This is a genomic window from Tistrella arctica, assembly GCF_039630945.1.
Classification (GTDB): domain Bacteria; phylum Pseudomonadota; class Alphaproteobacteria; order Tistrellales; family Tistrellaceae; genus Tistrella; species Tistrella bauzanensis.
This window is the reverse complement of the sequence record NZ_JBBKTV010000001.1, coordinates 114,451-141,380: the sequence shown is the minus strand read 5'-3', so window position 1 is coordinate 141,380 and position 26,930 is coordinate 114,451. Positions and strand designations below refer to the sequence as shown.

The 26,930-nt window shown below is 67.3% G+C and carries 25 protein-coding genes; 10 read left to right on the top strand and 15 right to left on the bottom strand.

Annotated elements, in window-relative coordinates:
• Positions 1-41 precede the first annotated feature (41 nt).
• Both purB and WG924_RS00630 read left to right on the top strand, forming a co-directional pair.
• Positions 42-1,340, top strand: a complete 1,299-nt coding sequence (gene purB / locus WG924_RS00635; RefSeq protein WP_345930888.1) for an adenylosuccinate lyase — start codon at positions 42-44, stop codon at positions 1,338-1,340.
• Between the two features lie 133 nt (positions 1,341-1,473).
• Complete coding sequence (locus WG924_RS00630) at positions 1,474-2,313, top strand: metallophosphoesterase (protein ID WP_345930887.1); 840 nt, start codon at positions 1,474-1,476, stop codon at positions 2,311-2,313.
• A gap of 113 nt (positions 2,314-2,426) precedes the next feature.
• Here WG924_RS00630 and WG924_RS00625 read toward each other — a convergent pair whose 3' ends face one another.
• Both WG924_RS00625 and fabI read right to left on the bottom strand, forming a co-directional pair.
• Positions 2,427-2,744, bottom strand: a complete 318-nt coding sequence (locus tag WG924_RS00625) for a DUF1476 domain-containing protein (RefSeq protein ID WP_345930886.1) — start codon at positions 2,742-2,744, stop codon at positions 2,427-2,429.
• Between the two features lie 185 nt (positions 2,745-2,929).
• On the bottom strand, positions 2,930-3,739 hold the full coding sequence (gene fabI / locus WG924_RS00620) for an enoyl-ACP reductase FabI (RefSeq protein ID WP_345930885.1): 810 nt from the start codon (positions 3,737-3,739) through the stop codon (positions 2,930-2,932).
• Positions 3,740-4,065: 326 nt separating this feature from the next.
• Here fabI and purC point away from each other — a divergent pair, with 326 nt between their 5' ends.
• The 6 genes from purC to grxD all read left to right on the top strand — a co-directional run bounded on the left by purC (position 4,066) and on the right by grxD (position 9,019).
• On the top strand, positions 4,066-4,839 hold the full coding sequence (gene purC / locus WG924_RS00615) for a phosphoribosylaminoimidazolesuccinocarboxamide synthase (RefSeq protein WP_188578876.1): 774 nt from the start codon (positions 4,066-4,068) through the stop codon (positions 4,837-4,839).
• Positions 4,839-5,081: a phosphoribosylformylglycinamidine synthase subunit PurS gene (gene purS, locus WG924_RS00610; protein ID WP_345930884.1), complete on the top strand. Its 243-nt coding sequence runs from the start codon at positions 4,839-4,841 to the stop codon at positions 5,079-5,081. Before purC ends, purS begins: the two co-directional genes overlap by 1 nt.
• A 106-nt stretch (positions 5,082-5,187) precedes the next feature.
• Entirely contained in the window at positions 5,188-5,877 is a 690-nt protein-coding gene (gene purQ, locus WG924_RS00605; protein WP_345930883.1) for a phosphoribosylformylglycinamidine synthase subunit PurQ, read from the top strand.
• Between the two features lie 109 nt (positions 5,878-5,986).
• On the top strand, positions 5,987-8,194 hold the full coding sequence (purL, locus tag WG924_RS00600; RefSeq protein WP_345930881.1) for a phosphoribosylformylglycinamidine synthase subunit PurL: 2,208 nt from the start codon (positions 5,987-5,989) through the stop codon (positions 8,192-8,194).
• 43 nt (positions 8,195-8,237) lie between these two features.
• Positions 8,238-8,474, top strand: coding sequence for a BolA family protein (locus WG924_RS00595; protein WP_188578869.1), 237 nt, complete (start codon positions 8,238-8,240; stop codon positions 8,472-8,474).
• A 188-nt stretch (positions 8,475-8,662) separates the two neighbouring features.
• Entirely contained in the window at positions 8,663-9,019 is a 357-nt protein-coding gene (grxD, locus tag WG924_RS00590; RefSeq protein WP_229708102.1) for a Grx4 family monothiol glutaredoxin, read from the top strand.
• 66 nt (positions 9,020-9,085) lie between these two features.
• Here the strand turns inward: grxD and WG924_RS00585 are convergent, their stop codons facing one another.
• The 7 genes from WG924_RS00585 to WG924_RS00555 form a co-directional block, all read right to left on the bottom strand.
• On the bottom strand, positions 9,086-9,433 hold the full coding sequence (locus WG924_RS00585) for a DUF3325 domain-containing protein (protein WP_345930880.1): 348 nt from the start codon (positions 9,431-9,433) through the stop codon (positions 9,086-9,088).
• Positions 9,430-10,956, bottom strand: a complete 1,527-nt coding sequence (locus tag WG924_RS00580; protein WP_345930879.1) for a PepSY-associated TM helix domain-containing protein — start codon at positions 10,954-10,956, stop codon at positions 9,430-9,432. The genes WG924_RS00585 and WG924_RS00580 overlap by 4 nt, the downstream gene beginning before the upstream one ends.
• A 14-nt stretch (positions 10,957-10,970) precedes the next feature.
• A complete protein-coding gene (locus WG924_RS00575; protein WP_372044754.1) occupies positions 10,971-11,231 on the bottom strand; it encodes an iron transporter in 261 nt (86 codons plus the stop codon).
• Positions 11,228-13,717 (bottom strand): TonB-dependent siderophore receptor, encoded by a 2,490-nt coding sequence (locus WG924_RS00570; RefSeq protein ID WP_345930878.1) that lies wholly within the window; start codon positions 13,715-13,717, stop codon positions 11,228-11,230. The genes WG924_RS00575 and WG924_RS00570 overlap by 4 nt, the downstream gene beginning before the upstream one ends.
• 152 nt (positions 13,718-13,869) lie before the next feature.
• A complete protein-coding gene (locus WG924_RS00565; RefSeq protein ID WP_345930877.1) occupies positions 13,870-14,814 on the bottom strand; it encodes a FecR family protein in 945 nt (314 codons plus the stop codon).
• Positions 14,811-15,335 carry a sigma-70 family RNA polymerase sigma factor gene (locus WG924_RS00560; protein ID WP_345930876.1) on the bottom strand — a complete coding sequence of 175 codons (525 nt, stop codon included), beginning with the start codon at positions 15,333-15,335 and terminating at the stop codon, positions 14,811-14,813. The genes WG924_RS00565 and WG924_RS00560 overlap by 4 nt, the downstream gene beginning before the upstream one ends.
• Positions 15,336-15,382: 47 nt before the next feature.
• Positions 15,383-16,126 carry a TetR/AcrR family transcriptional regulator gene (locus tag WG924_RS00555; protein WP_345930875.1) on the bottom strand — a complete coding sequence of 248 codons (744 nt, stop codon included), beginning with the start codon at positions 16,124-16,126 and terminating at the stop codon, positions 15,383-15,385.
• A gap of 183 nt (positions 16,127-16,309) precedes the next feature.
• Here WG924_RS00555 and WG924_RS00550 point away from each other — a divergent pair, with 183 nt between their 5' ends.
• Positions 16,310-17,722, top strand: a complete 1,413-nt coding sequence (locus WG924_RS00550; protein ID WP_345930874.1) for an amidohydrolase family protein — start codon at positions 16,310-16,312, stop codon at positions 17,720-17,722.
• Positions 17,723-17,819: 97 nt separating this feature from the next.
• Here WG924_RS00550 and metC read toward each other — a convergent pair whose 3' ends face one another.
• Positions 17,820-19,001, bottom strand: coding sequence for a cystathionine beta-lyase (gene metC, locus WG924_RS00545; protein WP_345930873.1), 1,182 nt, complete (start codon positions 18,999-19,001; stop codon positions 17,820-17,822).
• Positions 18,998-20,647 carry a rhodanese-like domain-containing protein gene (locus WG924_RS00540; RefSeq protein ID WP_345931721.1) on the bottom strand — a complete coding sequence of 550 codons (1,650 nt, stop codon included), beginning with the start codon at positions 20,645-20,647 and terminating at the stop codon, positions 18,998-19,000. The genes metC and WG924_RS00540 overlap by 4 nt, the downstream gene beginning before the upstream one ends.
• A 763-nt stretch (positions 20,648-21,410) precedes the next feature.
• Between WG924_RS00540 and WG924_RS00535 the strand changes: the two genes are divergently transcribed.
• Positions 21,411-22,262 (top strand): LysR substrate-binding domain-containing protein, encoded by an 852-nt coding sequence (locus tag WG924_RS00535; protein WP_345930872.1) that lies wholly within the window; start codon positions 21,411-21,413, stop codon positions 22,260-22,262.
• A 16-nt stretch (positions 22,263-22,278) separates the two neighbouring features.
• Here the strand turns inward: WG924_RS00535 and WG924_RS00530 are convergent, their stop codons facing one another.
• From WG924_RS00530 to WG924_RS00515, 4 genes are all read right to left on the bottom strand, one after another.
• Positions 22,279-23,790, bottom strand: a complete 1,512-nt coding sequence (locus tag WG924_RS00530) for a tripartite tricarboxylate transporter permease (protein WP_345930871.1) — start codon at positions 23,788-23,790, stop codon at positions 22,279-22,281.
• Positions 23,791-23,811: 21 nt separating this feature from the next.
• A complete protein-coding gene (locus WG924_RS00525) occupies positions 23,812-24,246 on the bottom strand; it encodes a tripartite tricarboxylate transporter TctB family protein (RefSeq protein ID WP_345930870.1) in 435 nt (144 codons plus the stop codon).
• Positions 24,247-24,397: 151 nt separating this feature from the next.
• The gene (locus WG924_RS00520; RefSeq protein WP_345930869.1) at positions 24,398-25,357 is read right to left on the bottom strand and encodes a Bug family tripartite tricarboxylate transporter substrate binding protein; all 960 of its coding nucleotides are present in this window, start codon (positions 25,355-25,357) and stop codon (positions 24,398-24,400) included.
• 963 nt (positions 25,358-26,320) lie between these two features.
• Positions 26,321-26,902 (bottom strand): PaaI family thioesterase, encoded by a 582-nt coding sequence (locus tag WG924_RS00515; RefSeq protein ID WP_345930868.1) that lies wholly within the window; start codon positions 26,900-26,902, stop codon positions 26,321-26,323.
• Positions 26,903-26,930: the final 28 nt, after the last annotated feature.

Sequence of the window (26,930 nt, the reverse complement as noted above, 5' to 3'; positions counted from 1 at the left end):
GGCGGCATGATGTTTTCTGTTTGCGAGAGAAGCCCTTAGAGATGATCCCGCGCTATTCCCGCCCCGAGATGGTCCGGATTTGGGAACCGGAGAACAAGTTCCGCATCTGGTTCGAGATCGAGGCCCATGCCTGCGATGCCCAGGCCGAGCTTGGCGTGATCCCGAAAGAGGCCGCCAAGGCGGTGTGGGAGCGCGGCGCCTTCGACATTCCGCGCATCGACGAGATCGAGCGGGAGGTGAAGCACGACGTCATCGCCTTCCTGACCAGCCTGGCCGAGCATGTCGGCGACGAAGCCCGCTTCGTCCATCAGGGCATGACCTCGTCGGACGTGCTCGATACCTGCCTTGCGGTTCAGTTGAAGCAGGCGTCCGACCTGCTGATCGAGGGGGTGGACAAGCTTCTGGCGGCGATCGAACGGCGCGCCTTCGAGCACAAGAACACCCCCACCATCGGCCGCAGCCACGGCATTCACGCCGAACCGGTGACCTTCGGTCTGAAGCTTGCCGGCTATCATGCCGAATTCCAGCGCGCCCGCGCCCGGATGGTGGCGGCACGCGACGAGATCGCGACCTGCGCCATCTCGGGCGCCGTCGGCACCTTCGCCAATATCGACCCGCGGGTCGAGGAACATGTGGCGGCGAAGCTGGGGCTGAAGCCCGAGCCGGTCTCCACCCAGGTCATCCCACGCGACCGTCATGCGATGTTCTTTGCGGTGCTGGGGGTGGTCGCAAGCTCGGTGGAACGCCTGGCGGTGGAAATCCGCCACCTTCAGCGCTCGGAAGTCTATGAGGCGGAAGAGTATTTCTCGCCGGGACAGAAGGGCTCATCGGCGATGCCGCACAAGCGCAACCCGGTGCTGACCGAAAACCTGACCGGCCTTGCCCGGGTCGTGCGCGGCTATGTCACCCCGGCGATGGAGAATGTGGCGCTGTGGCATGAGCGCGACATCTCGCATTCCTCGGTGGAACGCATGATCGGCCCGGATGCCACCATCGTGCTCGATTTCGCCCTCAACCGGCTGGCCGGCGTGGTCGACAAGCTGGTGATCTATCCTGAGCGCATGCTGGCCAATCTGAATGCGCTGGGCGGGCTGGTCCATTCGCAGCGCGTGCTGCTGGCCCTGACCCAGAAGGGCGTCAGCCGCGAGGATGCCTATCGGCTGGTGCAGCGCAATGCGATGCCGGTCTGGCGCGGTGAAGGCCAGTTCATCGATCTGCTGAAGGCCGATCCCGAGGTCTCCAGCCGCATGACCGATGCCGAGATCGAAGGCCTGTTCGATCTTGGCTATCACATGGCCCAGGTCGATACCATCTTCCGGCGGGTCTTCGGCCGCGCCTGACCGGGCAGCCGAACCGGTCGCAGCCATCACGAAAACCGGGCATCTTCCAATGTGGAGATGCCCGGTTTTCGTTTGGAACCGCGACCGGGGCCCGCCATGTTTAACCCGTCGCCCCCCAACCGGAGCCAGCCTCATGACCACGCTGCGTATCGCCCTGCTGTCGGACCTGCATCTGGATGTGCGGCGGCGGCGCCTGGAACGTGGCGGACTGAGTGCCGAAGCCGCACAGGCCGGCATCGATGCCCTGGGGCGCGAGGCCGCCGACACCGCCCGCGCCGGCGGTGCCGATCTGGTGATCCTGGCCGGCGACATCGCCAATGGCACGACGGGCATGGACTGGGCGGCACGCAGCTTCGGTGCGCTGCCGGTGCTGTACGTGGCCGGCAATCACGAATTCTATGGCCACGACCAGGCGACGCTGGTCCGGCATCTGCGTGCGACCGCCGAGGCCACCGAAAGCGTGCGCTTCCTGGAATGCGATGCGACCGACATCACCGCGCATGGCCGGACGATCCGGGTTCTGGGCTGCACCGCCTGGACCGATTACCAGCTCTATGGCGCGGATGCGGCGGCGGATGCGATGACCGCGGCCGAAGCGGTGCTCTATGACCACAGCCGCATCCACCATGGCGAGCAGTTGTTCAAACCGGCGGATGCCCGCGCGCTGAACCGGACCGCGACCCGCTGGCTTCAGGCCCAGCTCGGCGCCGCGCGGCCGGATGACACCATTGTCGTCACTCATCATGCCCCGGCCCCGGCATCGGTGGAGCCGCGGTTCGAGGGCAGCCCGCTTTCCCCCGCTTTCGTGTCGGACATGACCGCCATGATGCTGGCCCACGGGCCGACCCTGTGGATCCATGGCCATACCCACCACAATGTCGATTATCGGGTGGGGCAGACCCGGGTGGTCAGCCACCAATGGGGCTATCCCGACGAGAACCTGCCGATGGGGGTTGGTATCCTCTCGATCTGACCAGGGCCGCGCACAAAAGACCCCGCGCAGCACAGGGCTGTACGCGGGGCTTTGCTTTGCGCGGGGCTTCTGTCTGTGGACCGGCGGTTCCGGCGGTCAGAAGGTTCCGGCGGTCAGGACTGGGCGCGAACCTCGGCCTTCGCCTGTTCGCCCAGGCGCTGAAGCTGCACCTCGACCGTGTGGCGTGACAGCTCGACGCCTGCCGCCTTGAAGTCGGCGAACAGCCTGGCGATGATGTCCTCGTCGCCCGGCTCCTGCATGTCGGCGTCGACCAGCTCGTCGCCATAGGCGGCGATGTCGGTGCGGCCGATCTGGGGGCCGGCCCAGGCCGCAAGCAGCCGGGCACGCTTCACACGGGCCTTGAAGGCCACCTCCTGGTCGTGGGCAAAGCGGTTCTCTTCGGCGCGCTCGCGGTTGTCGAAAGTGCTCATCGCGGGACTACTCCTGCAAAACCTCGGTCGGTGGGTCCGGACCCCGGCATCGGCCGCTCCCGGTTCGGGCGCCATGTGGTCCTGGCGTCCCCGCCGGAATTGACGGCCGTGTCGCCTTTCTCATACCAGCAGCGGCGGTCGATGCCTAGCGTAACCGGCACAGGCCCCGACCCGACGGGCCGCGGTCAATCGATAATGTGGTAACCGCCATCCACGAACAGGGTCTGGCCGGTCATCAGCTTTGCCGCATCGGTCGCCAGCATCGCCGTCGCCGCACCGACATCGTCGATCGACAGCAGGCTGGAAATCGGCGCCTTCTCGTGGGCCTTGGCCAGCAACGCATCGAAGCCGGTCAATCCCGAGGCGGCGCGGGTGGCAAGCGGTCCGGGCGAGACCGCATGCACCCGGATCCCCTGCGGCCCCAGCTCCGACGCCAGATACCGCACCGAGCATTCCAGCGCCGCCTTGACCGGCCCCATCACGTCGTAATGTTCCACGACCATCTGGGCACCGAAATAGCTCATGCAGATCAGTGTACCACCCTTCGCCATCAATGGCTCGGCCAGCTTGGCCATGCGGATGAACGACCAGCACGACACGTCCATCGCCTGAAGGAAGCCCGCTTGCGAACAATCGGTCAGCCGGCCGTGCAGATCCTCGATCGGCGCGAAGGCGATCGAGTGCACCAGGAAGTCGAGCGAACCCCATTCGGCGGTGATCCGGTCGAACACGGCATCGAGGGCCGCCGGATCACGCAGATCCAGCGGCAGCAGCATCCGGGCATCGACCGCGCGTGCCAGCGGCTCGACATGCGGCCGCGCCTTGTCGTTGAGATAGGTGATGGCCAGGTCGGCACCCAGCGCCCGGAACGCCTTGGCGCAGCCCCAGGCGATGGAATGCTCGTTGGCGATGCCGGCAATCAGGCCCCGACGGCCGGCGAGCGGGCCGGACAGGGGGCCGGTGCGGGCTGTACCGGCGGTGGGTGATGCGGTCATAAGGGTCACGGGCTCCATTCTGGTGCAATTGCACAATCCATTGTGCACTTGCGGTATGACAAGCGCGAGACCAAAGCCCTGCCGGCCGCAAAGCGCAACGCATCTGCGGATCGCGTTCAGGCTGCTCGCGCGGTCCGCGAATGTGCGGGGCACGCGCATGACGGAACCCGTTGTCTTGCCGTCATCAATTGTCTATGTTTCGCGCGCGCCGGGCCGACATCTCTGTCTGCCCGGGCAGACCGATTTCCTCAGGGACCGGAGCCCTTATCGTCCCGGCGGGGACCACCCCGCCCGCTCCGGTCGTTCGAACTCCCCGGAGGACGCCCATGTCCCGCCGCAGGCGCATCTACGAAGGCAAGGCCAAGATCCTTTTCGAGGGTCCGGAGCCCGGCACCGTGATCCAGTATTTCAAGGACGACGCGACCGCCTTCAACAACAAGAAGAAGGGTGTCATCACGGGCAAGGGGGTGCTGAACAACCGCATCTCCGAATACCTGATGACCCGGCTCGGCGAAATCGGCGTGCCGACCCACTTCATCAAGCGCCTCAACATGCGCGAACAGCTCGTGCGTCAGGTCGAGATCATCCCGATCGAGGTGGTGATCCGCAATATTGCCGCCGGCTCTCTCGCCACGCGTCTTGGTCTGGAAGAAGGCGAGCGTCTGCCGCGCGCGATCGTCGAATATTACTACAAGGCCGATCAGCTGAACGACCCGATGGTGACCGAAGAGCACATCACCGCCTTCGGCTGGGCCACCATCCCCGAAATCGACGAGATGCTCAATCTGTCGATCCGGGTGAACGACTTCCTGACCGGGCTGTTCCTGGGCGTCGGCCTGAAGCTGGTCGACTTCAAGCTGGAATTCGGCCGGGTGTTCGACGAAGACCAGGACATGATCATCCTGGCCGACGAGATCAGCCCCGACAATTGCCGGCTCTGGGACGTCAAGACCAACGAGAAGCTCGACAAGGACCGGTTCCGTCGCGACATGGGCCGGGTCGAGGAAGCTTATCAGGAGGTCGCGCGCCGGCTGGGCATCCTGCCGGAAGATCCCGCCCGCGACCTGACCCCCGACGTTCCCACCGAGGAGGAAGCGTGATGAAGGCGCGCGTGCATGTGACGCTGAAGCCCGGCGTCCTGGACCCGCAGGGCAAGGCGATCGCGAATGCGCTGCACGGGCTCGGCTATGCCGAACTCGGCGATGTCCGTCTCGGCAAGTATATCGAGCTGGACGTGGCGGCATCCGACGCCGCCGAGGCACGCGCCCGCGTCGCCGAGATGTGCGAACGCCTGCTGGCCAACACCGTGGTCGAGAACTACGCGATCGAGATCGCCGACTGACACCGGTGGCCGGCCCCGGCCTCCCCGCTCAAGGCGCGGCGGCAAGGGTCGGCATCGCCCGTGCAGCCTGGCGCACCGTTCCGTCATCATCAGGGAATCCAAGCCCGTGGATGCCGCCGTCATCGTCTTTCCCGGCTCGAACTGCGATCGCGACGTGGCCGTCGCCGTCGAGGCGGCGCTGGGTCGTGCGCCGCACATGGTCTGGCATCGTGCCGACAGCCTGCCAAAGGTGGATCTGATCGTCCTGCCCGGCGGGTTTTCCTATGGCGATTACCTGCGCTCGGGCGCCATTGCCGCCAACTCGCCGATCATGGGCCAGATCAAGGCCGCGGCCGCGGCCGGCACCCGGGTTCTTGCCATCTGCAACGGCTTTCAGATCGCGATCGAGGCCGGCCTGCTGCCCGGCGCGCTGATGACCAATGCCGGGCTGAAATTCGTCTGCCGCGACGTGTTCCTGAAGGTGGAGCGCAATGACACGCCCTTCACCAGCGGCTACAGCCAGGGCCAGGTGGTGCGGTTCCCCGTGGCCCATCATCAGGGCAATTACGCCGCCGACGCAGAAACGCTGAAGCGGCTGGACGGCGACGGACTGGTCGCCTTCCGCTATGTCGATGCGGCCGGCAATGCCACTGACGCGGCCAACCCCAACGGATCGGCCGGCAACATCGCCGGCGTGTTCAACGACGCGCGCAATGTGATGGGGCTGATGCCGCATCCGGAACGGCTGGCCGAAGCGGCGCTGGGCGGCACCGATGGTGCGGCCATGTTCCGCACCCTGCTGTCGAAGATCGCCTGAGGCGCAGAACCGCCCGGCACCTGACCGTCAGGCCCTGATGCCACCGCCGCCGGTCATACCGCCGCGCCATGACATCCGGGCCTGAACCTCTTTACGGGAACCGCGACCGATGACGGCCGAGACCAAGATCACCCCTGAGATCGTCGCCGAACACGGGCTGACCCGCGACGAATACAAGCGGCTGCGCCAGATCATGGGCCGCGAGCCCAATCTGGTCGAGCTTGGCATCTTCTCGGCGATGTGGAGCGAGCATTGCTCGTACAAATCGTCGAAGAAGTGGCTGAAGACCCTGCCCACCACGGCGCCATGGGTGATCTGCGGCCCCGGCGAGAATGCCGGCGTGGTCGATATCGGCGATGGTCAGGCGATCATCTTCAAGATGGAAAGCCACAACCACCCGTCTTATATCGAGCCCTATCAGGGGGCGGCGACCGGTGTCGGCGGCATTCTGCGCGACGTGTTCACCATGGGCGCGCGGCCGATCGCGATGATGAACGCGCTGCGCTTCGGCGACCCGTCGCACCCCAAGATGAAGCATCTGATTTCGGGTGTCGTCTCGGGCATCGGCGGCTATGGCAATTGTGTCGGCGTGCCGACCGTGGGTGGTGAGACCAATTTCCACCCGGCCTATAACGGCAATATCCTGGTCAACGCCATGTGCGTGGGCCTGGCCGATACCAACAAGATCTTCTATTCCGCCGCCGCCGGCATCGGCAATCCGGTGGTCTATGTCGGATCGAAGACCGGCCGCGACGGCATCCACGGCGCCTCGATGGCCTCGGCCGAATTCGGCGAGGATGCCGAGCAGAAGCGCCCGACGGTGCAGGTGGGCGACCCCTTCACTGAAAAGCTGTTGATCGAGGCCTGCCTTGAGCTGATGCAGTCGGACGCCATCGTCGCCATTCAGGACATGGGCGCCGCCGGCCTGACCTCGTCGTCTTTCGAAATGGCCGACAAGGGCGATGCCGGCATCGAGTTGTGGCTGGACAAGGTGCCGACCCGCGAGATCGGCATGACGCCCTATGAGCTGATGCTGTCGGAAAGCCAGGAGCGCATGCTCATGGTGCTGAAGCCCGGCCGCGAGGACGAGGCCCGCCGCGTCTTCGAGAAGTGGGAGCTGGATTTCGCGGTGATCGGCAAGGTCACCGACACCGGCCGCATGGTGCTGATGTTCAACGGCGCGGTGGCGGGCGATCTGCCGATCAAGCCGCTGGCCAATGGCAGCCCCGAATATGACCGCCCCTGGACGCCCACGCCCCAGCGCCGCCCGATCGTGCTGCCGCGCGGCCGCGACGATCTGGATGCGGTGCTGCCGGCGCTGGAGAAGCTGATCGGCTCTCCCGATCTCGCCTCCCGCCGCTGGATCTGGGAGCAATACGACCACATGGTGATGGGCGATACCGTCGGCCGGCCGGGTGGCGACGCGGCCGTGGTGCGCATTCATGGCACCAAAAAAGCGGTGGCGATCACCACCGACGTCACCCCGCGCTATTGCTTCGCCGATCCCTATCAGGGCGGGCGTCAGGCAATCGCCGAGGTGTGGCGCAACCTCACCGCCACCGGCGCCCGGCCGCTGGCGATCACCGACTGCCTGAATTTCGGCAACCCCGAGAAGCCCGAGATCATGGGTCAGCTCGTCGGCTGCATTCAGGGCATGGCCGAAGCCTGCCGCGGGCTGAACTTCCCGGTCGTGTCGGGCAATGTGTCGCTCTACAACGAAACCCAGGGCACCGGCATCCTGCCGACGCCGGCGATCGGCGGCATCGGCCTGATCGCCGACAGCGCGCGTCGCGCCGACATCGCCTTCAAGGCCGCCGATCATGCGATCATCCTGATCGGCGAAACCCGCGGCCATATCGGCCAGTCGCTGTATCTGCGCACCATTCTGGGCCGCGAGGATGGCGAAACCCCGCCAGTCGATCTGTCGGTCGAGCGTCGCAATGGCGATTTCGTCCGCGGCCTGATCACCGAAGGCCTGATCGACACCGTGCATGACGCATCCGATGGCGGCCTGCTGGTCGCGATCGCCGAAATGGCCCTGGCATCGGGCATCGGCGCGCAGATCGACCCGCCGGCCTTCCAGGCGCCGCTGATCTGGGCCTTCGGCGAGGATCAGGCCCGCTATGTCATCGCGGCCCCGGCCCCGGCGGCGGATGCGGTGATCGCGCAGGCCTGGGTGCTGGGGGTTCCGGCGGCCCAGATCGGCATCACCGGCGGCACCGAATTGACACTGACCGGTGGCGGCACGATATCCTTGGAAACCCTGCGCCGGGCCCATGAAGACTGGCTGCCGGGATTGATGTCGACGCCGGCCTGACCGACGCCGACGAAACGAGCGTGATTGACGGGGAGAGACGCCGATGCCGATGGATCAGAATGAGATCGAACGCCTGATCAGGGCCGCCCTGCCCGATGCCGAGGTGTTGGTCGAGGATCTGGCCGGCGATGGCGACCATTATGCGGCGCGGGTCGTGTCGTCGGCCTTCAAGGGCAAGACCCGCGTGCAGCAGCATCAGATGGTCTATCAGGCGCTGCAGGGGCGCATGGGCGGCGTGCTGCATGCGCTTGCCCTGCAAACCTCGGCGCCGGCCGACTGATACCGGCGGACAGCGGTATTCCGATCGCCGCTGAGCCCTGCATCACGCATGCCCCGATCGCAATCAAGGCGGTTGCAATGCGCGGTGGGCAGGCTTAAATCAGACCAGGACGGTACGGATTAAACAGGGCAACCGCCCTTCCCGACCGCACAGACAGCCGCCAGAAGCCCCAAGGTCCGAGGATGATCATGAGCGCAGAGCAGTCGAACCCGGCCTTCGCCGAAATCCAGTCCCATATCGATGCCGAACCCGTCGTGCTGTTCATGAAGGGCACGCCGATGCAGCCGATGTGCGGTTTTTCCGCCAAGGTGGTGCAGGTTCTGAATTACATGGGTGTGCCGTTCCGTGGCGTGAACGTGCTGGCCGATGCCGGCGTCCGCCAGGGGATCAAGGACTTCTCCAACTGGCCGACCATTCCCCAGCTTTATGTGAAGGGTGAATTCGTCGGCGGTTGCGACATCATCAGCGAGATGTTCGAAACCGGCGAACTCAGCGAATACCTGTCGAACCACGGCATCGACGCCCGTCAGGTCGGCGTGCGCTGATCCGGCACCGATGACGAGATGACGCGCGGCGGCCCGCCTCCTGAGCCAGGAAGGCGGGCCGTTTCGTTATCCCGACCCGGCGGCGGTCAGGCACAGCCACGCCCCGGCAAGCGGCCAGCCAAGCCCGGCCACCCGCCGCGCCCAGCCGGGAGCCCATGCAAACAGCGCCGCGGCCAACGGCCCGGCAAGACCTGCCGTGCCCGCAACCCAGACCAGCCCCCGCCCCCAGCCTTCGGCCGATATGATAAGGCCGGCGGCGAGCAGAGCCAGGATGCCGCCTTCGAGGCGCCGCCTGACCGGCTGGTGCACAGCCCTGGCGCCGCGGCCGTGGCCCTGATCGTGATGACGGGGCATGGCGAGGGCGAGTGTCACCGCCGCCGACACCCCGACCGCCAGGGTCAGCAGCGGGATCATGGCCTGCCTCGCCGTGCCTGGATGATCATGGCCAGCCGCCCGAGACCAAGCGCCATGCACAGGGCTGTAAGCTGCATCCCCCAGAACACCCGATCACCGGCCAGAACCGCGCGCCACGGATCGCGCCCGGTGACCAGGACATCCACCAACGGCACCGCCGCCCAGAGCAGGGCCGCCACGGCCAGCGCCCGCGCCCAGCCGGCCCCATCCGACCGCAGCGCCCCCAGCCCCAGCATCGCCAGCCAGACCAGATAGAAGGCCGCCGCCTCCAGTGCCGCCCGCCCGTCCAGCGCCGCCGGCAGCAGGCGGTTGGCCAGGAACTGCCCGGCGATCGCGGCCGGCAGCCCGACCAGACAGCCGATATTCAGCGCATCGACCAGCCGGTGCCCCCGGTCCCGTCCCGGCGCGCCGGATGTCGACCGGTGCTTCACCGACCACAGCACCAGCCCAGTCGCGATCATCGCCGTGCCGGCAAGGCCTGACAGGAAGAACAGCCAGCGCAGCGGCAGCCCGGCGAAACGGGCAAGATGCAGGCCATAGAGCGTGTGATAGGTGGCGGCAGCGGCTCCGCCCTGCCCGCGCCCATCGGCGATCAGCCGGCCGGTGACGCCATCGAAAGCCAGCGTCTCGGGCCGGCGGGCAAGCTGATCGGCATCCTGTGGTGTCAGGGTCAGGCGTGCGGCGGTGGTTCCCGGCCGGTCGACGGCGATCCGCCCGACGCCGATCCTGCCAACACCGTCTGGCCGATCCGGCGCCGACCACATGGCCACGGCCTGTCCGATCACCGGCCCCAGATCGGTGAGCGGGGCCGCCTGTATGGTGGTCGCTGCAACCGCCACTGGCCGAACGCCGTCGAGATCCGCCGCATAGCCGGCCCGCCCCGCCGGATAAGCGGCATCCACCGCCCAGGGCATATAGAGCAGCATCAGGGTGATCAGGCCGCTCCAGGTGATCATCAGATGGAAAGGCAGCGACATCACGCCCAGCAGATTATGGCCGTCGAGCCAGGCGCGCTGCGCGGCGGCGCGGGGCCGGAAGGTGAAGGCGTCCTTGAAGATCCGCTTGTGGACGATCACCCCGGTGACGATCGCCACGCCCATGATCATCGCGCAGATGCCGGTCAGATAGCGGCCGAGGATCCGCCCCCAATCGGACATGATCAGGGTGAAGTGGATATAGAACAGAAAATCGCCGCCAACGGTGTCGGGGCCGGTCTCCGGCGCGCCGGTCTCCGGGTCCAGGCGGCTGGCCACGAAGCCATGGGGCCGGCCCGCCGCCACCTTCAACACCGGCTCGCGCCCATCGGGCAGGTCGATCAGCCAGCGCGCCGCATCGGGCGCCTCGGCGTTGAGCCAGGACGCAGCCATACCCGCCTGCGTCGCCTGATCAGGCAGGTCGACCGGACGGAGCTGGTGCATCCAGGTGGAGATGTCGGGCCGGAAATAGCTGGCCGTGCCGGTCAGGAAGATCGCGAACAGCAACCAGCCGACCACCAGCCCGGCCCAGGTATGGAGCCAGGACATGGTCTGGCGGAGACTCATCGCCACCCCCCCGCCAGAGCGAGCAGACAGGCAAGCGCCACCACCTCGGCAAGCGCCCGGACAGGCGCGGCCACGGCGAAGACCCTGATCACGACCCCTGTCCAGATCAGAAAGCTGGCCATAGTGCCGGCCAGCACCGCCTCGACCGCGGGGCCGGGCAGCAGGCGGACACAGAGCGTTGCCGCCAGCGCCGCCACCACATAGCCGCCCGGCCCCGCCGCCAGCAGGCGCAGTGGCACGCCCCGCATGGCCGTCACCACTTGTACTTCACGGTGCCCAGAACCGACCGGCCCTGGCCCCAATAGCACTGGCGGCCGACTTCGCAGCCCGAGACATAGGTCTCGTCGAACAGGTTCGAGGCATTGACCGCAAGCTCGACGCCGGCGAACGATGGCGCCGCCCGGCCGAGATCATAGGTCACCGCCGCGTCATACAGCGTATAGGACGGCACCTCAATGGTGTTCTTCTCGTCGCCATAGGTGCTGCCGACATAGCGCACACCCGCGCCCAGCCCCAGCCCTTCGGCGAACCCCGCCTGAAAGGTGTAGCGGCCCCACAGCGCCGCCGTCACCTCAGGCACCATGGTCGGGCGGTTGTGCAGATCCTTTTCGGTGCTCTCGGTCACCTCGCTGTCGAGCCAGGTGAAGCTCGCCTGCACGTCCCAGCCCGACCCCAGGCTTGCCACCGCTTCCAGTTCGATGCCCTGATTGGTCACCTCGCCGATCTGGCGCTGAACATTGGTCGCTGTGTCGGTCTTCGGCACGTTGGTCTGGGTCAGATGGAACACGGCGGCTGTGACCATCGTGTTCCAGCCAGACGGCTGGTACTTCAGGCCGGCCTCATACTGGGTGCCCCGGGTCGGCTTCATGTCGCCACCACCTGCGACGGTCCCCGCGTGCGGTTCGAAACTCTCGGCATAGCTGACATAGGGGGTCAGTCCGGTATCGAAGGCATAGCCAAGACCGACGCGGGTGGTGAAAGCCTCATCATCCTGCGACGTCTCTTGGGAAGTGAGACGGTTCTTCACCCGGCTGTCGGCCCGGTCATAGCGCCCGCCGAGATTGACGATCCAGCCGCCTATCCGGACCTGATCCTGAACATAGATGCCCCACTGATCGCGCCGGGTCTCCAGGTTCTGATAGATCGCGGGCTCGCTGACGAGGCCGGCATCTTTGTTGGCGCCCCCGGGCAGCACGATTGTCCCCGCCTGCGCGAAGCGACGGATGGTGTCGCTGTCATGGTGACGATATTCCAGACCGGCAAGCAGCGTGTGATCCAGCGGCCCGGTGGTGCCGTCAATCTGGATCTGGTTGTCGACGACATAGACGTTCGAGGACTCGCGGGCCGCGAAGGCATTGCGGTCGAGCGTCACGCCATCCGTCTTAAGCTCCTTGATATAGACGGTCGCGAAGTCCAACCGGTTGGCGATATAGCGCGCGTTCTGCCGGAAGGTCACCGCATCGTCGAAGCGATGCTCGAACTGATAGCCAAGGGTATAGAGGTCACGGTCCCAATGGCCGTAATCGGTATCGCCGGCATAGAAATCCCGTGGCAGCCGGCCATAGGGCGCCTCGTAGAGCGTGCCCACGATCGGCAGCATGTTCGAAAAGCCGCCATCGATGTCGTCACGCTGCCAGGCGCCAAGCAGGGTCAGGGTGGTGTCGTCACCGGCGCGCCAGGTCAGCGAGGGGGCAATGGCGGTGCGCTCCTGATCGATGCCGTCGACCTGATTGTCGCTCTCCATCACCAGCCCGGCGACCCGGAAGGCCAGCCGGCCATCCGCGACCAGCCGGCCGCCGATATCCGCCCCCGCCTCATGCCGGCCGAAGCTGCCGCCGCGCAGCATCACCTCGTTCACCGCCTGCTCCGACGCCGTCTTGCTCACCCGGTTGACGATGCCGCCGGGGGTGTTCTGGCCATAGAGCACCGAAGCCGGACCTTTCAGCACCTCGATCCGCTCGAACAGATAGGGCTCGAAACCACCGACGCCGAAATTGGTGCCGCCGACCTTGATCCCGTCGAGATATTCGTTCGACGAGGCACCATAGGTGCCGTCGCCGCCGAAGCCCCGCACCTGGATGTTGTCGCCGCCGGGCATCACGCCACCGGCGCGACCGCCGACACGGACACCGGCGGTATAGGCCAGCGCCTCGCCCTCGGTGGTCACGGCGCGCGCGGCCATCTGGTCGCGGGTGACGACCGACACCGATTGGGGCGTTTCCAGCAACGGCGTGTCGGTCTTGGTGGCGGTGGCGGTGCGGGTCGCGACATAGCCCGCAACCGGCCCTGTCGCCCGTTCCACCACCCGCGCCGCCGCCACCTGGAGCGGATCGAGCACGGTGGCGCCGTCGCCGGTCAGGCGCTGCAACACCACCACACCATCGGCGGTGATCGATCCGGCAACCGGTGTGCCGGCCAGAAGCTGCGTCAGTCCGGCTTCGGCCGTCATCCGGCCGTGCAGGCCGCGGCTTTCCACGCCGCGGGTGACGGCGGTATCGGCCGAGACCTGCAAGCCCGCCTGTCGGCCGAAGGCGCCGAGCGCACCGGCCAGCGGCTGGGCCGGAATGTCGAACGACACCTCCGCCGCCGCATCGGCCGCTCGTGCTGCACCGGCCGCCGTCATCGCCATGCCGGCGACCAGGCCCGCAACCCCGATGGCGCCCGGACCGGTCGCCATCGATGCGGCAACCATCGCCGCAACCCCTGGCGACACCCTCTGGCGGCGCTGCTGGCCCTGCCTCATGCCCGTCTCCTCCGTCATCTGCCCGATGGTCATGCGAATAACTCGCATTTTCAGGATCAACAGACGCGGAGCCCGGCGGGATTTTCCGCACGGACCGGCATTTTTCCGAGAAAAAGATGCGGTTTCTACTACAAGGAGATGCAGATGCGGCGTCAGGCGCCGTCGAGGATGGTCAGCAGCGGACCGATCCGCCGGACCCGCCCGCCATGGGCACGCATCAGGGCCGAGAGTGCGGCCGCCGGGTCGCCCAGATCATAGAGGCCGGTCACCTGCCGGGCGCCGAGCGCATCATCGGCAACGATGATCAGCCCGGGCGTATAGGCGCGCAGCCGGTCGACCACCTCGGCCACCGTCGCCCCATCGACGAACAGCCGCCCGTCCTGCCAGAGCGCCACCGCATCGGTGGCGATGCGGCCGTGCTTCGGCGCTGTGCCGTCGGTGGCCATATCCACGGTCTCGCCCTGGCCGAGCGCCGTGGTCACGGCACCCGGACCATCGACCCGCACCCGGCCGCTGCGCACCGACACCGTCACCCGCGCCGCATCCCGATCGACCTCGAAGGCCGTGCCCAGAACCGTCACCCGCACGGCACCGGCCTCGACCACGAAGGGCCGGCCCATATCGGGCACGACCTCGAAGAAGGCATCGCCGCGTCGCAACACCACACGACGCCGGTCGCCATCGAACCGCAGATCGGCGGCGGACAGCGGCGCCAGCCGCATCAGGCTGCCATCGGCCAGGGTGACGAGGCGCACCTCGCCAATCCCGGTCGCGGCATCCGCCGTCATGCGCACCGCCAGACCGGGGATCAGGGCCAACACCAGACCGGCGGCAACCGCCATGCCGGCCAATCCCCAGGCCAGACGACGACGCCCCTGGCGGGGCCGCGCCTCGACGCTCGCCAGAGCTTGCGGCACCGCCAGCCAGCTTCGCCGCACTTCTTCGAATGCCATAGCGTGGGCCGGTTCTGCCACCAGCCAGATCCTGAACGCCTGATCCAGCGCCGGATCGTCGGGTGCTGCCTGCCGACGGATCAGCCAGTCTGCCGCCTCGGCGATCAGGGCGGCCGAGGGTCTGGGCGCGGAACCCACGGTCATGCCCCGTCCTCGTCGCGCAGCGCCAGGGTCAGGCGCACCACCGCCCCCTGCACCAGCCGGTGCGCCGATGTCACCGAAATCTCCAGATGATCGGCGATCCGTTGCAGGCTCTGGCCCTCCAGCCGGTGCAGTTCCAGTGCCCGCCGCTCCCGCTCGGGCAGTGAGGCGAGCGCCGCCGCCATGCGCCGGGTCTCGTCGCGGTCCAGCAGTCCCTGATCGGGCGCCGGAAGATCGGCAGGCTTCAACCAGTCGGGCCGGTGCCGCAGCCGGTTGCGATCCTCGGTCTGCCGCCTGCGGGTCATGTCGAGGGCGAGGTTGCGGACGATGCGGTACAGATAGCCCACCGGCTGCGCCACCCGCCCGGTCTCCGCCCCCGGCGCGAAGCGGATATAGGCTTCCTGGACGACATCCTCGGCGCGCATGCGATCGCCCACGATCGGCGTCGCATAATCGACGAGCATCGCGCGGTGATCGAGGAATATCCTGAGCCTGGCCTTGAGCCTGGTGTCGTCGTCGCGCACAGCGGCCTGTATGCCTTCCAGGGCGGGAACCGAATACCGCCGGCATCCTAGTCAGAATGCGAACCAGTCGCAATACGCGGAGCCAGAATCGCCGCGGCCCGGGCGATGCGGGCGAACAGCGCCGCGCGCCGGTCGGCGGGCACATAGCCGGTCAGCGAGGTCGCGGTGCCAAGCTCGACCGCCGCCGCGAACTGGTCGTCGGCGATCTCGCCGCCCGCCCACAAGGCCGCCGCGCCGCGAAACATGATCGCCAGTTGTTCCGGCAGCGCCGCTTCCGCCAGCGGCCGCATCGCCGGGTCGATGCCGTCATAGGCGCCAAGCGCCAGGATCCACAGGGCGCGGGATCGCGTGCGCATCTCTTCCGGATCGCCGTTCAAAGATCCGGCCACGGCCGGCCCATCCGCCACCATCGACCCGATCAGGAAACGGTGCACGGCCGGACGCTCCAGCCAGACCGCGCACCCCGCCTCGCCCATGGCGAAGGCCCGGTCGATCGCATCGCCGCCCGCGGTCGGGGCGGCGGCCATGTCGGCCGAATAGCGATCAACGATCCCATCGAACATGCGCTGCGCCAGACCGCGCAGGATGCCGGCCTTGCTGCCGAAATAGTTGAACGGTGTGGCGAAACTGACCCCGGCTTCCTCACACAGCGCCCGCATCGAGAAATCGGGCGCGTCTCCGGTCCGCAGCAGCCGTTCGGCCGCGTTCAGGATTTCCTCGCGGGCGAAGGCACGCTTGCGCTCCATCAGCCGCAGCCTGCCCGATGTCGCCGTCACCATGCCCTCCACCATTGCCGGCCCATCCGACCTGCACCCGCTATGCCCGATGACGCCGCGTCTCGCAAGCGCGTTCAAAAATATATATCATGATATAAGATTCATGTTGTGATCAGGCCTGCGCCGCGCGAGCATGCGCCATTGTCCTGACCGGCCCCGCAGAGAGGGCCGGCGGCACCGTCCAGGGAGGACCGAGACATGGCACATCCAAGACCCTTGCTGATCCGCAATGCCCGGCTGCTGACGATGGTCGATGGCGTCGACGAAACACGCGGCGACGTGCTGGTCGCCGATGGCGTGATCCGCGCGGTTGGCGGCCGGATCGATCATGCCGATGCCGATATCGTCGATGCCGCCGATGGCATCCTGATGCCCGGCTTCGTCGACACCCATCGTCATGTCTGGCAGACACAATTGCGGTCGGTGGCGGGCGACTGGTCGCTGTTCGACTATTTCGTCCGCATGCGCATGATCTATTCGGCCTTCTATGGCGCCGAGGATGTCTGGCTGGGCAACCATATCGGCGCGCTTGAGGCGCTGAATGCCGGCGTGACGACCATGGTCGATCATTGCCACATCATCAACAGCCCCGATCATGCCGATGCGGCCCTTCAGGGCCTGATCGATGCCGGCGGGCGCGGCGTGTTCTGCTATGGGCTGTTCGGCAATCCGCGCGGCCATGATCCGCTGGTGATGGATGCCGAGCCGGGCTGGCTGGCCGCCGATGCCCGGCGCCTGGCGGCAAGCCGGGCCTTCTCGGATCAGGACCGGATCCTGTTCGGCCTGGCACCGGCCGAAGCCGAGGCCATGCCCATGGCCGATCTTCTGCGCGAGCTGCGTCTGGCACGTGAACTGGGCGCGCACAGCATCTCGCTGCATGTCGCGATGGGCGCCTATGATCAACGTCACCGGGTGGTGCAGCATCTGGCCGAGGCCGGGCAGTTGGGCCCCGATCTGCTGTTCGTTCATGGCGCCACCTTGACGGCAGCCGAACAGGCGGCGATGGCCGAGGCCGGCGCCGGCCTGTCGGTGACGCCCGAAACCGAGATGCAGATGGGCATGGGCCATCCGCTGGCCTTCACCGCCCGGGCCGCGGGCGTGCGCACCGGGCTCGGCATCGACATCGTGTCGAATTACTCAGGCGACATGTTCAGGCAGATGCGGATGATGCTTCAGTCGGCGCGGGCCCGGGCCAATGCCGCCATCGAGGCGCGCGGCGCGGCGCCACGGCGGATCGCCCCCACAGCGCGCGAGGTGCTGCGTCTGGCGACACTCGGTGGTGCCGAGGCCCTGCATCTGGAGAACCGCATTGGCTCGATCGAGCCCGGCAAGCGCGCCGATCTGATCCTGGTGCGGACCGATACCCTGTCGATGTGCCCGACCATCGATGCGGTGGCCGCCATCGTGTTGAATGCCGCGGCAGCCGATGTCGACATGGTCATGGTCGACGGCCGGATGATCAAACGCCATGGCGCGCTGGTCGATGTGGCGTGGCCGGATCTCGCGGCCCGTCTGCAGGCATCCTCGGCACGGATCACCACCGCCGCCGCCGCCGTCGATCCCGGACCGATCGAGGCCATGGCCGCCAGCGTGTTCGACAACCTGACCTGACCAGCCGACAGACCGACGGCCCGCTCCCTGGCGGGACGCGGGCCGTCGACATATCCGGACCGGGCGGGGGCCGGTCCGGCATGGTTCAGCCGGGGCGTCAGCCGATCGCGGCAAGCCCGCGGCTGAGATCGGCTTCCAGATCCGCCGGATCCTCCAGCCCGATATGCAGGCGCACGGCGATACCAGGATGGGTCCAGCCGCGCACCGTATCGGGCGCCTGCGGCAGCGCCAGGCTTTCGAACCCGCCCCAGGACGAGCCGATCCCGAACAGGCCGAGCGTATCGACGAAGCGGTCGACGGTGGCCATGTCCAGATCGGCGCGCATGGCCAGGGTCAGCAGGCCGTTGGCGCCGGTGAAGTCGCGGCGCCACAGCTCGTGGCGCGGGTGGCTTTCCAGCGCCGGATGCAGCACGGCGGCAATCAGCGGATGGCCTTCCAGATGGCGTGCGATCCTGAGCGCGCCGGCCGCATGCATCGGCAGCCGGGCGGCGATGGTCCTGAGGCCGCGCAGGGTCAGATAGGCATCGTCGGGGCTGACGGTCTGGCCCATCACCACCTGCATCCGCCACAGATCGCGGCCCAGATCGCCATTGGCGACCACGGCTCCGATCATGACGTCGGAATGGCCGACGACATATTTGGTGCCGGCGATCACCGAGATATCGGCGCCATGGGCCAGCGGCTTGTGCAGCAGACCCGAGGCCCAGGTGTTGTCGACCACCAGCAGCGCGCCGTGGTCGTGGGCCAGTGTCGCCAATGCCGCCACATCGATCAGGTCATAGACCCACGAGCCCGGATTCTCGCCATAGATCATCCGGGTGGCCGGGGTGATCTTCGCGGCGGCATCCTGAACCGTGCCGTCGAAATAGCTGGTGGCGATGCCGCGCCGTTCCAGATAGGCGCTGCGGATGTTGTGGACCTGTGGATAGACCGTGTTCTGAATCAGCACATGGTCGCCCGGTGCCAGGCAGGTGATCATCACATGGGCGATGGCCGCAAGCCCCGTCGGGAACAGCAGCGCCCGTTCGCCACCTTCCAGCGCCGCCCAGGCATCTTCCAGGGCATGGGCGGTGGGGGTGCCGCGGGCGCCATAGCTGAACACCCGGCTGCCATCGTCGCGCCGTGCCTTGTTGGCGCGCATGGTCGCGATATCGGGGGCGAGCACCGTGGAAGTGCGCACCACCGGCGGGTTCACCGGCCGCACACCTTCGATCGGCGCGCTGCGGCCAAGATGGATCAGGCGGGTGCGTTCGGACTGGCGGCTCCGATCGGCGGTCACTGGCCGTTCTCCATGCCCGTAACGGCGTGAGGCTGGCCCGCGACCGCGAAGCCCGCGCGCTCGCGGTCATCCAACTGCGCCAGCAGCCCGGTTTCCCACGCCAGATAGCGCCGCGCCGCCTCAAGATTGCCGTCATGGCGATCGTGAACGAAGAACAGATAATCGATGCAGTCGGCTTCCGACGGCTCGTCGGGGGTTGCCACCACCGCAAAACCGCCCGCCCGCCAGTCGCGGGGATCGGCCGGCAGCATGCCCGCCACCTTGCGACCCCGCGCCGCCAGATCCACCGCCACGCAGCGCGCGATCCGCGCGTCATCGGCAATCAGCACGATGCGGGCATCCGGCGCGGCATCGGCCAACGCGGCGGCGATGCGCGGACGGATCGCCCAGCGGGCGCCGTCGATATGGCCGGCGCGATAGGCCATGCCGGCGCGAATATCCAGCATCAGCACCGGCGCGCTGGCATCGGCGCGCATGGCGGCCACTTCGGCGGCGCGCAGCAGCACCAGTGCCGGCAGGCGGCTGACGGCTTCCTCATGGCCAAGGCCGGCGGGTGCGATACGGCCCCAGGCCGTGCTGCCGCCATCCAGAACCGCGACGTCCCAGCCCATCCGGCGCAGCCAGTTGGCCACGACCACCGCCCGCAGGCCGGTGTCGTCGACCAGTACCACCCGGGCATGGCGCACGCCCAGCCACTGATCCGAGGCCTGGATCAACTGGCCGCCCGGCGCATGCAGGGCTCCCGGCGCATGGCCGGCGGCATATTCCTCGGGCGTGCGGACATCCAGCAGATAGGTCGTGCGGCTGGTGTCGCGCAACCAGGCGCCGACGGTCTCGGGGCTGACCGTCGCGACACCGTTCGCCTGGGCGAAAGCCGCGGCGCGTGCGGCCAGTTCGGCGCGGTCGGTCTCGGGCGCCTGCGGATACAGCCGCGCGCCGCCATGATCCAGGTCGAAGCCGGCCAGCCGCCAGCCCTGGGTGCCGTTGCGCAGCGCCACCACCGGGTTGGGCACGCCGACATCGCGCAGGGTCTGCGCCCCGATGATGCTGCGGGTGCGGCCGGCGCAGTTGATCACGATCCGGGTCGCCGGGTCGGGCGCAATCGCCTGGATGCGCAGGGCCAGTTCGCCATTCGGGCAGCACACGGCGCCCGGAATGCTCATCTTGCGGTATTCCTCGACCGGGCGACCGTCGATCACCACCATGTCGTCGCCACGCGCCTGCGCCGCCTGCAGATCCTCGGCCGAAATCGATGGCGTGCCCAGTTCGTGCTCGACGATCTCGCCGAAGGTCTTGCTGACCACGTTCACGCCGGCGAACAGCCGGTAACCCGCCGCCGCCCAGGCCGGGGCGCCGCCATCCAGCACCTGGACATGGCGGTAACCCAGCAGCCGCGCCCGCGCCGCGGCACGCATCGCCACATCACCCAGACCGTCGTCATAGACCACGACCCGTGCGGTCTTGTTCGGCACCAGCCGCTCGATATCCAGCTCCAGCCGGCTATAGGGCAGCGGCACGGCATAGAACAGATGCGACCAGCCATACTGGCCATGCTCGCGCACATCCAGCAGCGCGATCTCGCCGCCGTCGTGCAGCGCGGTCTTCAGCGTCGGCGCGTCGATCAGGCCGTCATCGACCTTCGCCATATCGGCGGGCGCCTTCGGGGCCGGGACCGCCGGCGCGGCACCGGTCGCCGCCGCCCGTCCGGCGGGCCCCTGCCGGGTCGGCACACCCAGTCCCATGATCTTGCAGGTGCCGGCGGCGAGGTCATAGCCGGTGCGGCCGGTCAGGGTTTCGAGCCCGCGCCCATAGAAATGCAGGTGGCGGATCACCTGCTCGCCCTCGATCACCACGGAATGAATATCATCGGGCAGCAGGGCGACGCCACGGCCGGGGCCGACCTCGATCCGCGTCGTTTCCCGCAGGGTGGCAAAGCCCGGGCGGCTGCCATCGTCGGTGCGCTCATACAGCCGGTTGACCTCGGCGCCCTCGACCGCGGCGACACAGGCCCAGGTGGTGTGGTCGTGCGGCGGGATCAGCTTGCCCGGACGCATCACGTTCAGATACAGCGCGAAGCTCTGATCGTCATCGGCGCGGATCATATAGCGGGCCTGGCGCTCACCATCTTCCGGCGGCGGAAAATCGGCCTCGGCCCACAGCTCGGCACGGGCGGCCAGCGCCTTCAACCGGTCAAGCACCTGGGCCAGGGCCGCGCGGGTCACGCCCTCGGCCGCCAGGATCTGGCGGGCCTCGGCGACCATCCCTTCGGCCAGGGTCTGGCGACGATCATTCATGGCTTCGTCCTTCTCATTCCGTCAGCGCCATGGCGGCTCTGCGCCATTGCACCCTGAAACGGTACCGCTAAACTGTTGCCGGAAATAACGAGTAATCCGGCATGTTCGATTAGGAATGCTTATGATTAACTTCGATCTGGCCGCCCTGCGCACCCTGGTGGCCATCGCCGATCAGGAGACCTTCGCCCGTGCCGGCGATGCCGTGCACCGCACCCAGGCCGCGGTCAGCCAGCAGATGCGCCGGCTGGAGGATCAGCTTGGCCTGACCTTGTTCGAGCGCAGCGGCCGCACCAAGGAACTCACCCCCAGCGGCCGCAAGCTGGTCGATTACGGCCGCCGGATGCTGGCGCTTCAGGAAGAAACCCTGGCGGCGCTGCACGCGGTGAGCAGTTCGGGACCGGTGCGGCTCGGCTCGCCCGCCGACATCGCCGACACGGTGCTGCCGGAAATGCTGCGTCAGTTCGCCCGCGCCAACCCGGCGCTGTCGCTGGTGATCCATGTCGGCCGCAGCCCCGATCTGATGGAACTGCTGAAGAAGGGGGCCGTCGACCTGACCATCTCCACCCGGCTCGACGACAGCCGGCCGCATTTCCTGCTGCGCAGCTCGCCGATCGTGTGGATCGCCGCCAACGACTTCCGGGTCGAGCCGGGCAAGCCCCTGCCGCTGGTGCTGGCCGACGAGCCCAGCATCTTCCGCAAGATCGCGCTCGACGCTCTGGAGCGTATCGGCCAGCCCTGGCATGAGCGCTATACCGCACCGGGCCTCGCCGGCATCCGCGCGGCGGTGGCGGCCGGACTTGGCATCACCGCCCGCAGCATCGAGGCGCTGACCCCGGATCTCAGGGTCGTCGGCGAGGCCGACGGCCTGCCGCCACTGGGCAGCATCCGCTATTATCTGTATCAGCGCGACGAGGCGGTGCCCGAAGCCGCCAAGAACCTGTACAGATTGATGGCGGCCCGGGGATAGGCCAAGACCTGTCCGGTCAGGCGCGCCGCCGGCGCAGGCGGCCCGCCACCAGCGGCCAGACCACGAAGGCGATGGCCACCACCATCAGCACACCGGAAATCGGCCGCTGAAAGAAGATCCAGATCTCGCCCCCCGACAGCGACAGGCTCTGATACAGCGAACGCTCGATCACCGGTTCCAGCACCACGCCCAGGATCAGCGGCGACAGCGGCACGTTCAGCTTGTTCAGCAGATAGCCGGCCACACCGAAGCCCAGCGCCACCACCACGCCGAAGGTGCTGTTGGCGACCGAATAGGCGCCGGCGATGCACAGCAGCGCCACGGCCGCACCCAGCATGCCCTGCGGGATCCGCGCCACCATCCCCGGCACCGCGCGCGCCATCAGCAGGCCCAGCGGGAACATCAGGATATTGGCGACCACGAAGGCCACGACGATCAGATAGGCGATGTCGGGGCTGTCGGTGAACAGCGACGGACCGGGGCGCAGGCCCTGGATGAGCAGCGCGCCCAGGAACAGCGCCGAGGTGGAGTTGCCGGGAATGCCCAGCGACAGCAGCGGCACCATCGAGCTTGCGACCACCGCGTTGTTGGCCGCTTCCGGTGCGGCGACGCCTTCGGGCAGCCCCTGGCCGGCCTCGGCACCGAAACGGCGCGCCACCCGGCCATAGGCCATATAGATCGCCATCAGCATACCGGCGCCGGGCAGGATGCCGATGACATTGCCGATCGCCGACGACTGCACCCAGACCGGCAGCAGGCGGCGGATCATCGACATCGGCAGCAGCAGATCGCGGAAGCGGACGCTGGCGACAGCCTGGCGGGCCTCGGCGACACCGGGGCCGCGCCGGCGCAGCCATGCCTCTTCGGCCATCTCAAGCAGGCTCGCCACGCCGAACAGGCCGATCAGCATCGGCACCAGCGGCAGGCCGTCATAGAGCCAGGGCTCGTCGAAGGTGAAACGAGCATAGCCGCTCTGCGGGCTGAAGCCGATGGTCGCGATCAGCAGGCCCAGCGCGCAGGCGATGGTGCTGCGCACGGCGTTGCCCGTCGCCATGCCGATCACGGTCGACAGGCCCAGCAGCGCCAGCGCGAAATATTCGGGCGGGCCGAAGCGCAGCGCCTGTTCGGCCAGGAACGGCGCGCACAGCAGCAGCACCAGAGCGCTGGTGATGCCGCCAAAGACCGAGCTGTAGGTGGCGATGCCCAGCGCCTGTCCGGCAAGCCCCTTGCGGGCCATGGCATTGCCGTCGATCGCCGTCACCACCGACGACGCGGTGCCGGGGATCTTGAGCAGAATGGCCGGAAACGAGCCGCCGAAACAGGCCGCGCAATAGATGCCGACCAGCAGCGGAAAGGCGTAATCGCCAGGCATGGCGAAGGTGATCGGCACCAGCACCGCAAGCGTGATGCTGTCGTTCAGGCCCGGCATCGCGCCGACCACCAGGCCGATCAGCACGCCGAACACCAGGAAGCCGAAGACCGCGGGCTCTGCCAGATGCAGCAGGGCCGGAAGGATCTGGTCAATCATGAAACATCCCCGATGGCTGCGTCAGCCGGTGATCGATGGCAGCGGCACGCCCAGAAGCACGCCGAAGATCAGTCGGATCGCCCCCGTGAACAAGGCCGCCGTCACCACCAGCGACAGCGACAGCCGGTCGCCCAGCAGGCGGGCGATCACGATGAACAGCACGAAGGCCGGCAGTTCGAACCCCAGCGGCTCCACCGCCAGGATCACGACGCCGATGCCGGCCGCCACGGCCAGCGGCAACGCCTGCTGGCGCATCACGATCACGGCGGTCTTGCGCCCGGCGACCGGCACCAGCATCAGCAGGCCGCTGAGGCCAAGCACAGCCGCGAACAGCCGGGGCGCCAGCGCCGCCGTCTGGTCATAGCCGGCGGTTTCGATGAACACATACCCGGCAAGCGCCAGCATGGCGACGCCTAGGCAGATATCGGGCAGTCTTGCGCCGGATGCGCGGAGCATGGAACCCGTCCCCTGAAGCTGAATGGGCCGCGAATGGGATGCGCGACAACAGGCGTCCAAACGGAAAACGGCCGGTCCCCACCCGCGGATCGCGGGCATGGAACCGGCCGGTTCCAAAGCGCCTGAGCGCCAGTCTACCGGACAATCCGGATTATTCGGGCTTCTTCAGCGTCGGCAGAATCTCTTCCATGACCACCGAGACCTTGTCGACATAGGTCGAGAAGGCGTCGGGGCCGCGGAAGGCGATCGGATAGCCGCCCTTGTTCATGCCGTCCACGAAGCGCGGATCGGCGACCGTCTTCTCCAGCGCCGCCGCCAGCGTGTCGACCACGTCACGCGGGGTATCGGCCGGCACGGCAAGACCGCGGAAGGTCGCCAGATGATCCAGCGCCGGCAGGCCAACTTCGGCCAGGGTCGGCACGTCCGGCATCGCCGGGTTCCGCTCTTCCGACATCACGCCCAGAATACGGATGCGGCCGTCCTTGGCATTGCTCAGCGCTTCGCCCATCGAGACGAAGGCGGCGTCGACATGACCGCCCATCACCTGCTGGAACTGCATCGCCGCGCTCTCGTTGTGGATGTAGTTGAACTGGCCGCCGGCTTCCTTCGCCAGCACCAGCGCCGCGATGTGATGCGAGGTCGAATGACCGGGCGTCGCGATGCTGACCGGCGCCTTCTTCGCGGCATCGACCAGGTCGGCGACGTTCTTATAGGAAGACGACGACGGCGCGATCACGACTTCCGGATCGAGGCAGTACATCGCCAGGGTCTGAAACGACTTATAGGTGTAAGGGGTCTTCTTGACGATCGGGTTGTTGATCACCGACGAGGTATAGGCCAGCACGGTATAGCCATCGGCCTTGGCGCGGGCGACATAGCTCTGCCCGACCACGGCGCCGCCACCGGGCATGTTCTCGACGATGATCTTCTGGCCGCCCAGATAATCGGAGCCCACCTCGGCGATCAGCCGGCTGGTGAAATCGACGGCACCGCCGGGCGAGAACGGCACCACGATGCGCACGTTCTTCTCGGGGAATTCGGCATGAGCGGCGCCAATGCCACCCAGAGCCAGCACGCCGCCAAACACGGCGGTCGCCAGGAATTTCATCATCTGTCGGGGCCTTCCCTTGAGTGTCATCCGCCCGGGCCGAACACCGTCCTCGTTTCCCCCTCGGACACGGCCGGCGGTTCGAGGTGATCCTAAGGCCGGCTCTCTTTCAAAAAAAATTCAAAAAAACATCCGACTCATAAACTTAACTAATGTATTGACCGCCACATCAGCGGGGCAGCAGTGCTGACGCAAATCCGCCCTCGAAACCATGCGGCCCCGGACTCCGGGCCCTGGCCGCCGTGGCGCACGGCACCAGGGCCGGTATCGCTGTCATTGTCGTGCCACGATTATCCGTGGGCCAACGATCCGCCACCAGCATCCGACTGAGACAATGCCGGCTGACGGGTTGGTGCGCGCCGCCTGCGCACCAGCCGCTGGACTATTTCACCTGATGCACCGGGCAGGCCATGGCTGTATTTCTGCACAGCGGTAATTCGATAGAGCACCGGCCGATCGGGTCACCGCCGATGTGACACAGAATGCGACTGCTTCTTAGAATTATTCCTTTGTGATTGCTTGAACACAGAGTGCGTTCAGCCGGCCGTCGTGACGGATAACCCTCGCTTCCGGCCACACCAGCCAGGCATCGGCATACAATAAGATGCCAATCAGCCCAATGGTATTGGAATATCTGCGGATGTGAAAAGCCCCGATCTCCGCCCTATACAGTCGTTTGATACAACCATTAGTAAATTTTCTAAGCTTTTCACCATCCCTTACTTGACGCTCCGGACAACAGGCCGCATCCTCGGTCGGGACGGCAGGGAGGGATGACGACACGCCTTGTCCGTCGACTGGGTAACCGGCTTAAACTTCGCGGGCGCCGTTCATTGGACAGCGCCCGCTTTTTTTCGGCCCGGCTGCGCTGCCGCATCGTCCTCGGCCATGGCGCAGATGCCATGGCCGATGCAATTTCGCACAGCAGCATAAACCGTTCCGGATACCGGACCAGTTACCCCACGGTCAGGCCGGGCCGCCACCATGGGTGGCGGCGGCGGCGCTGCTTTCACGTCCCTCGATCACCGCCACGGTCGCACGTCCGGTGGCGACCAGCCGGGGGGCTCTGCCCTGGGCCAGAACGTGCACACGCGCTTCAACCGTGGTCAGGCGACGGCCGGCACGCACCACACGCGCATCGGCGACAAGCTGGCCACCGGTGGCGGCCGCCAGCAGCGACACGCCGTAATCGGCCGTCATCACGCCATGCCCCAGCGGCGCCATGGTGCCCGCCGCGGCGGCACAGGCATTATCGATCAGAAAGCCGATCACGCCGCCATGGAAGACGCCGTGGTTCTGCATCAGCTCAGGCCGCGCCGTCACCGACAACTGGCAGCGGCCGGCACCGATCGCGGTGATCGTGGCACCGACCAGGGCCATGAACCCCTGCGCTCCCAGGCCGGCGCGCACCCGCTTTTCCTGAACCGGATCCAGAACGGCGTCGGGCAGTGCCCCCCATGGATCGAAATCATCATGACTGTCGGCATTCCCGACCGGCGCGGCAGGGGCCGGCGCGGCAGGGATGGTGGGTGATGCATTCTGAGCCACGGCGGCGCTCTCCCCGGCAGGTTTCGCG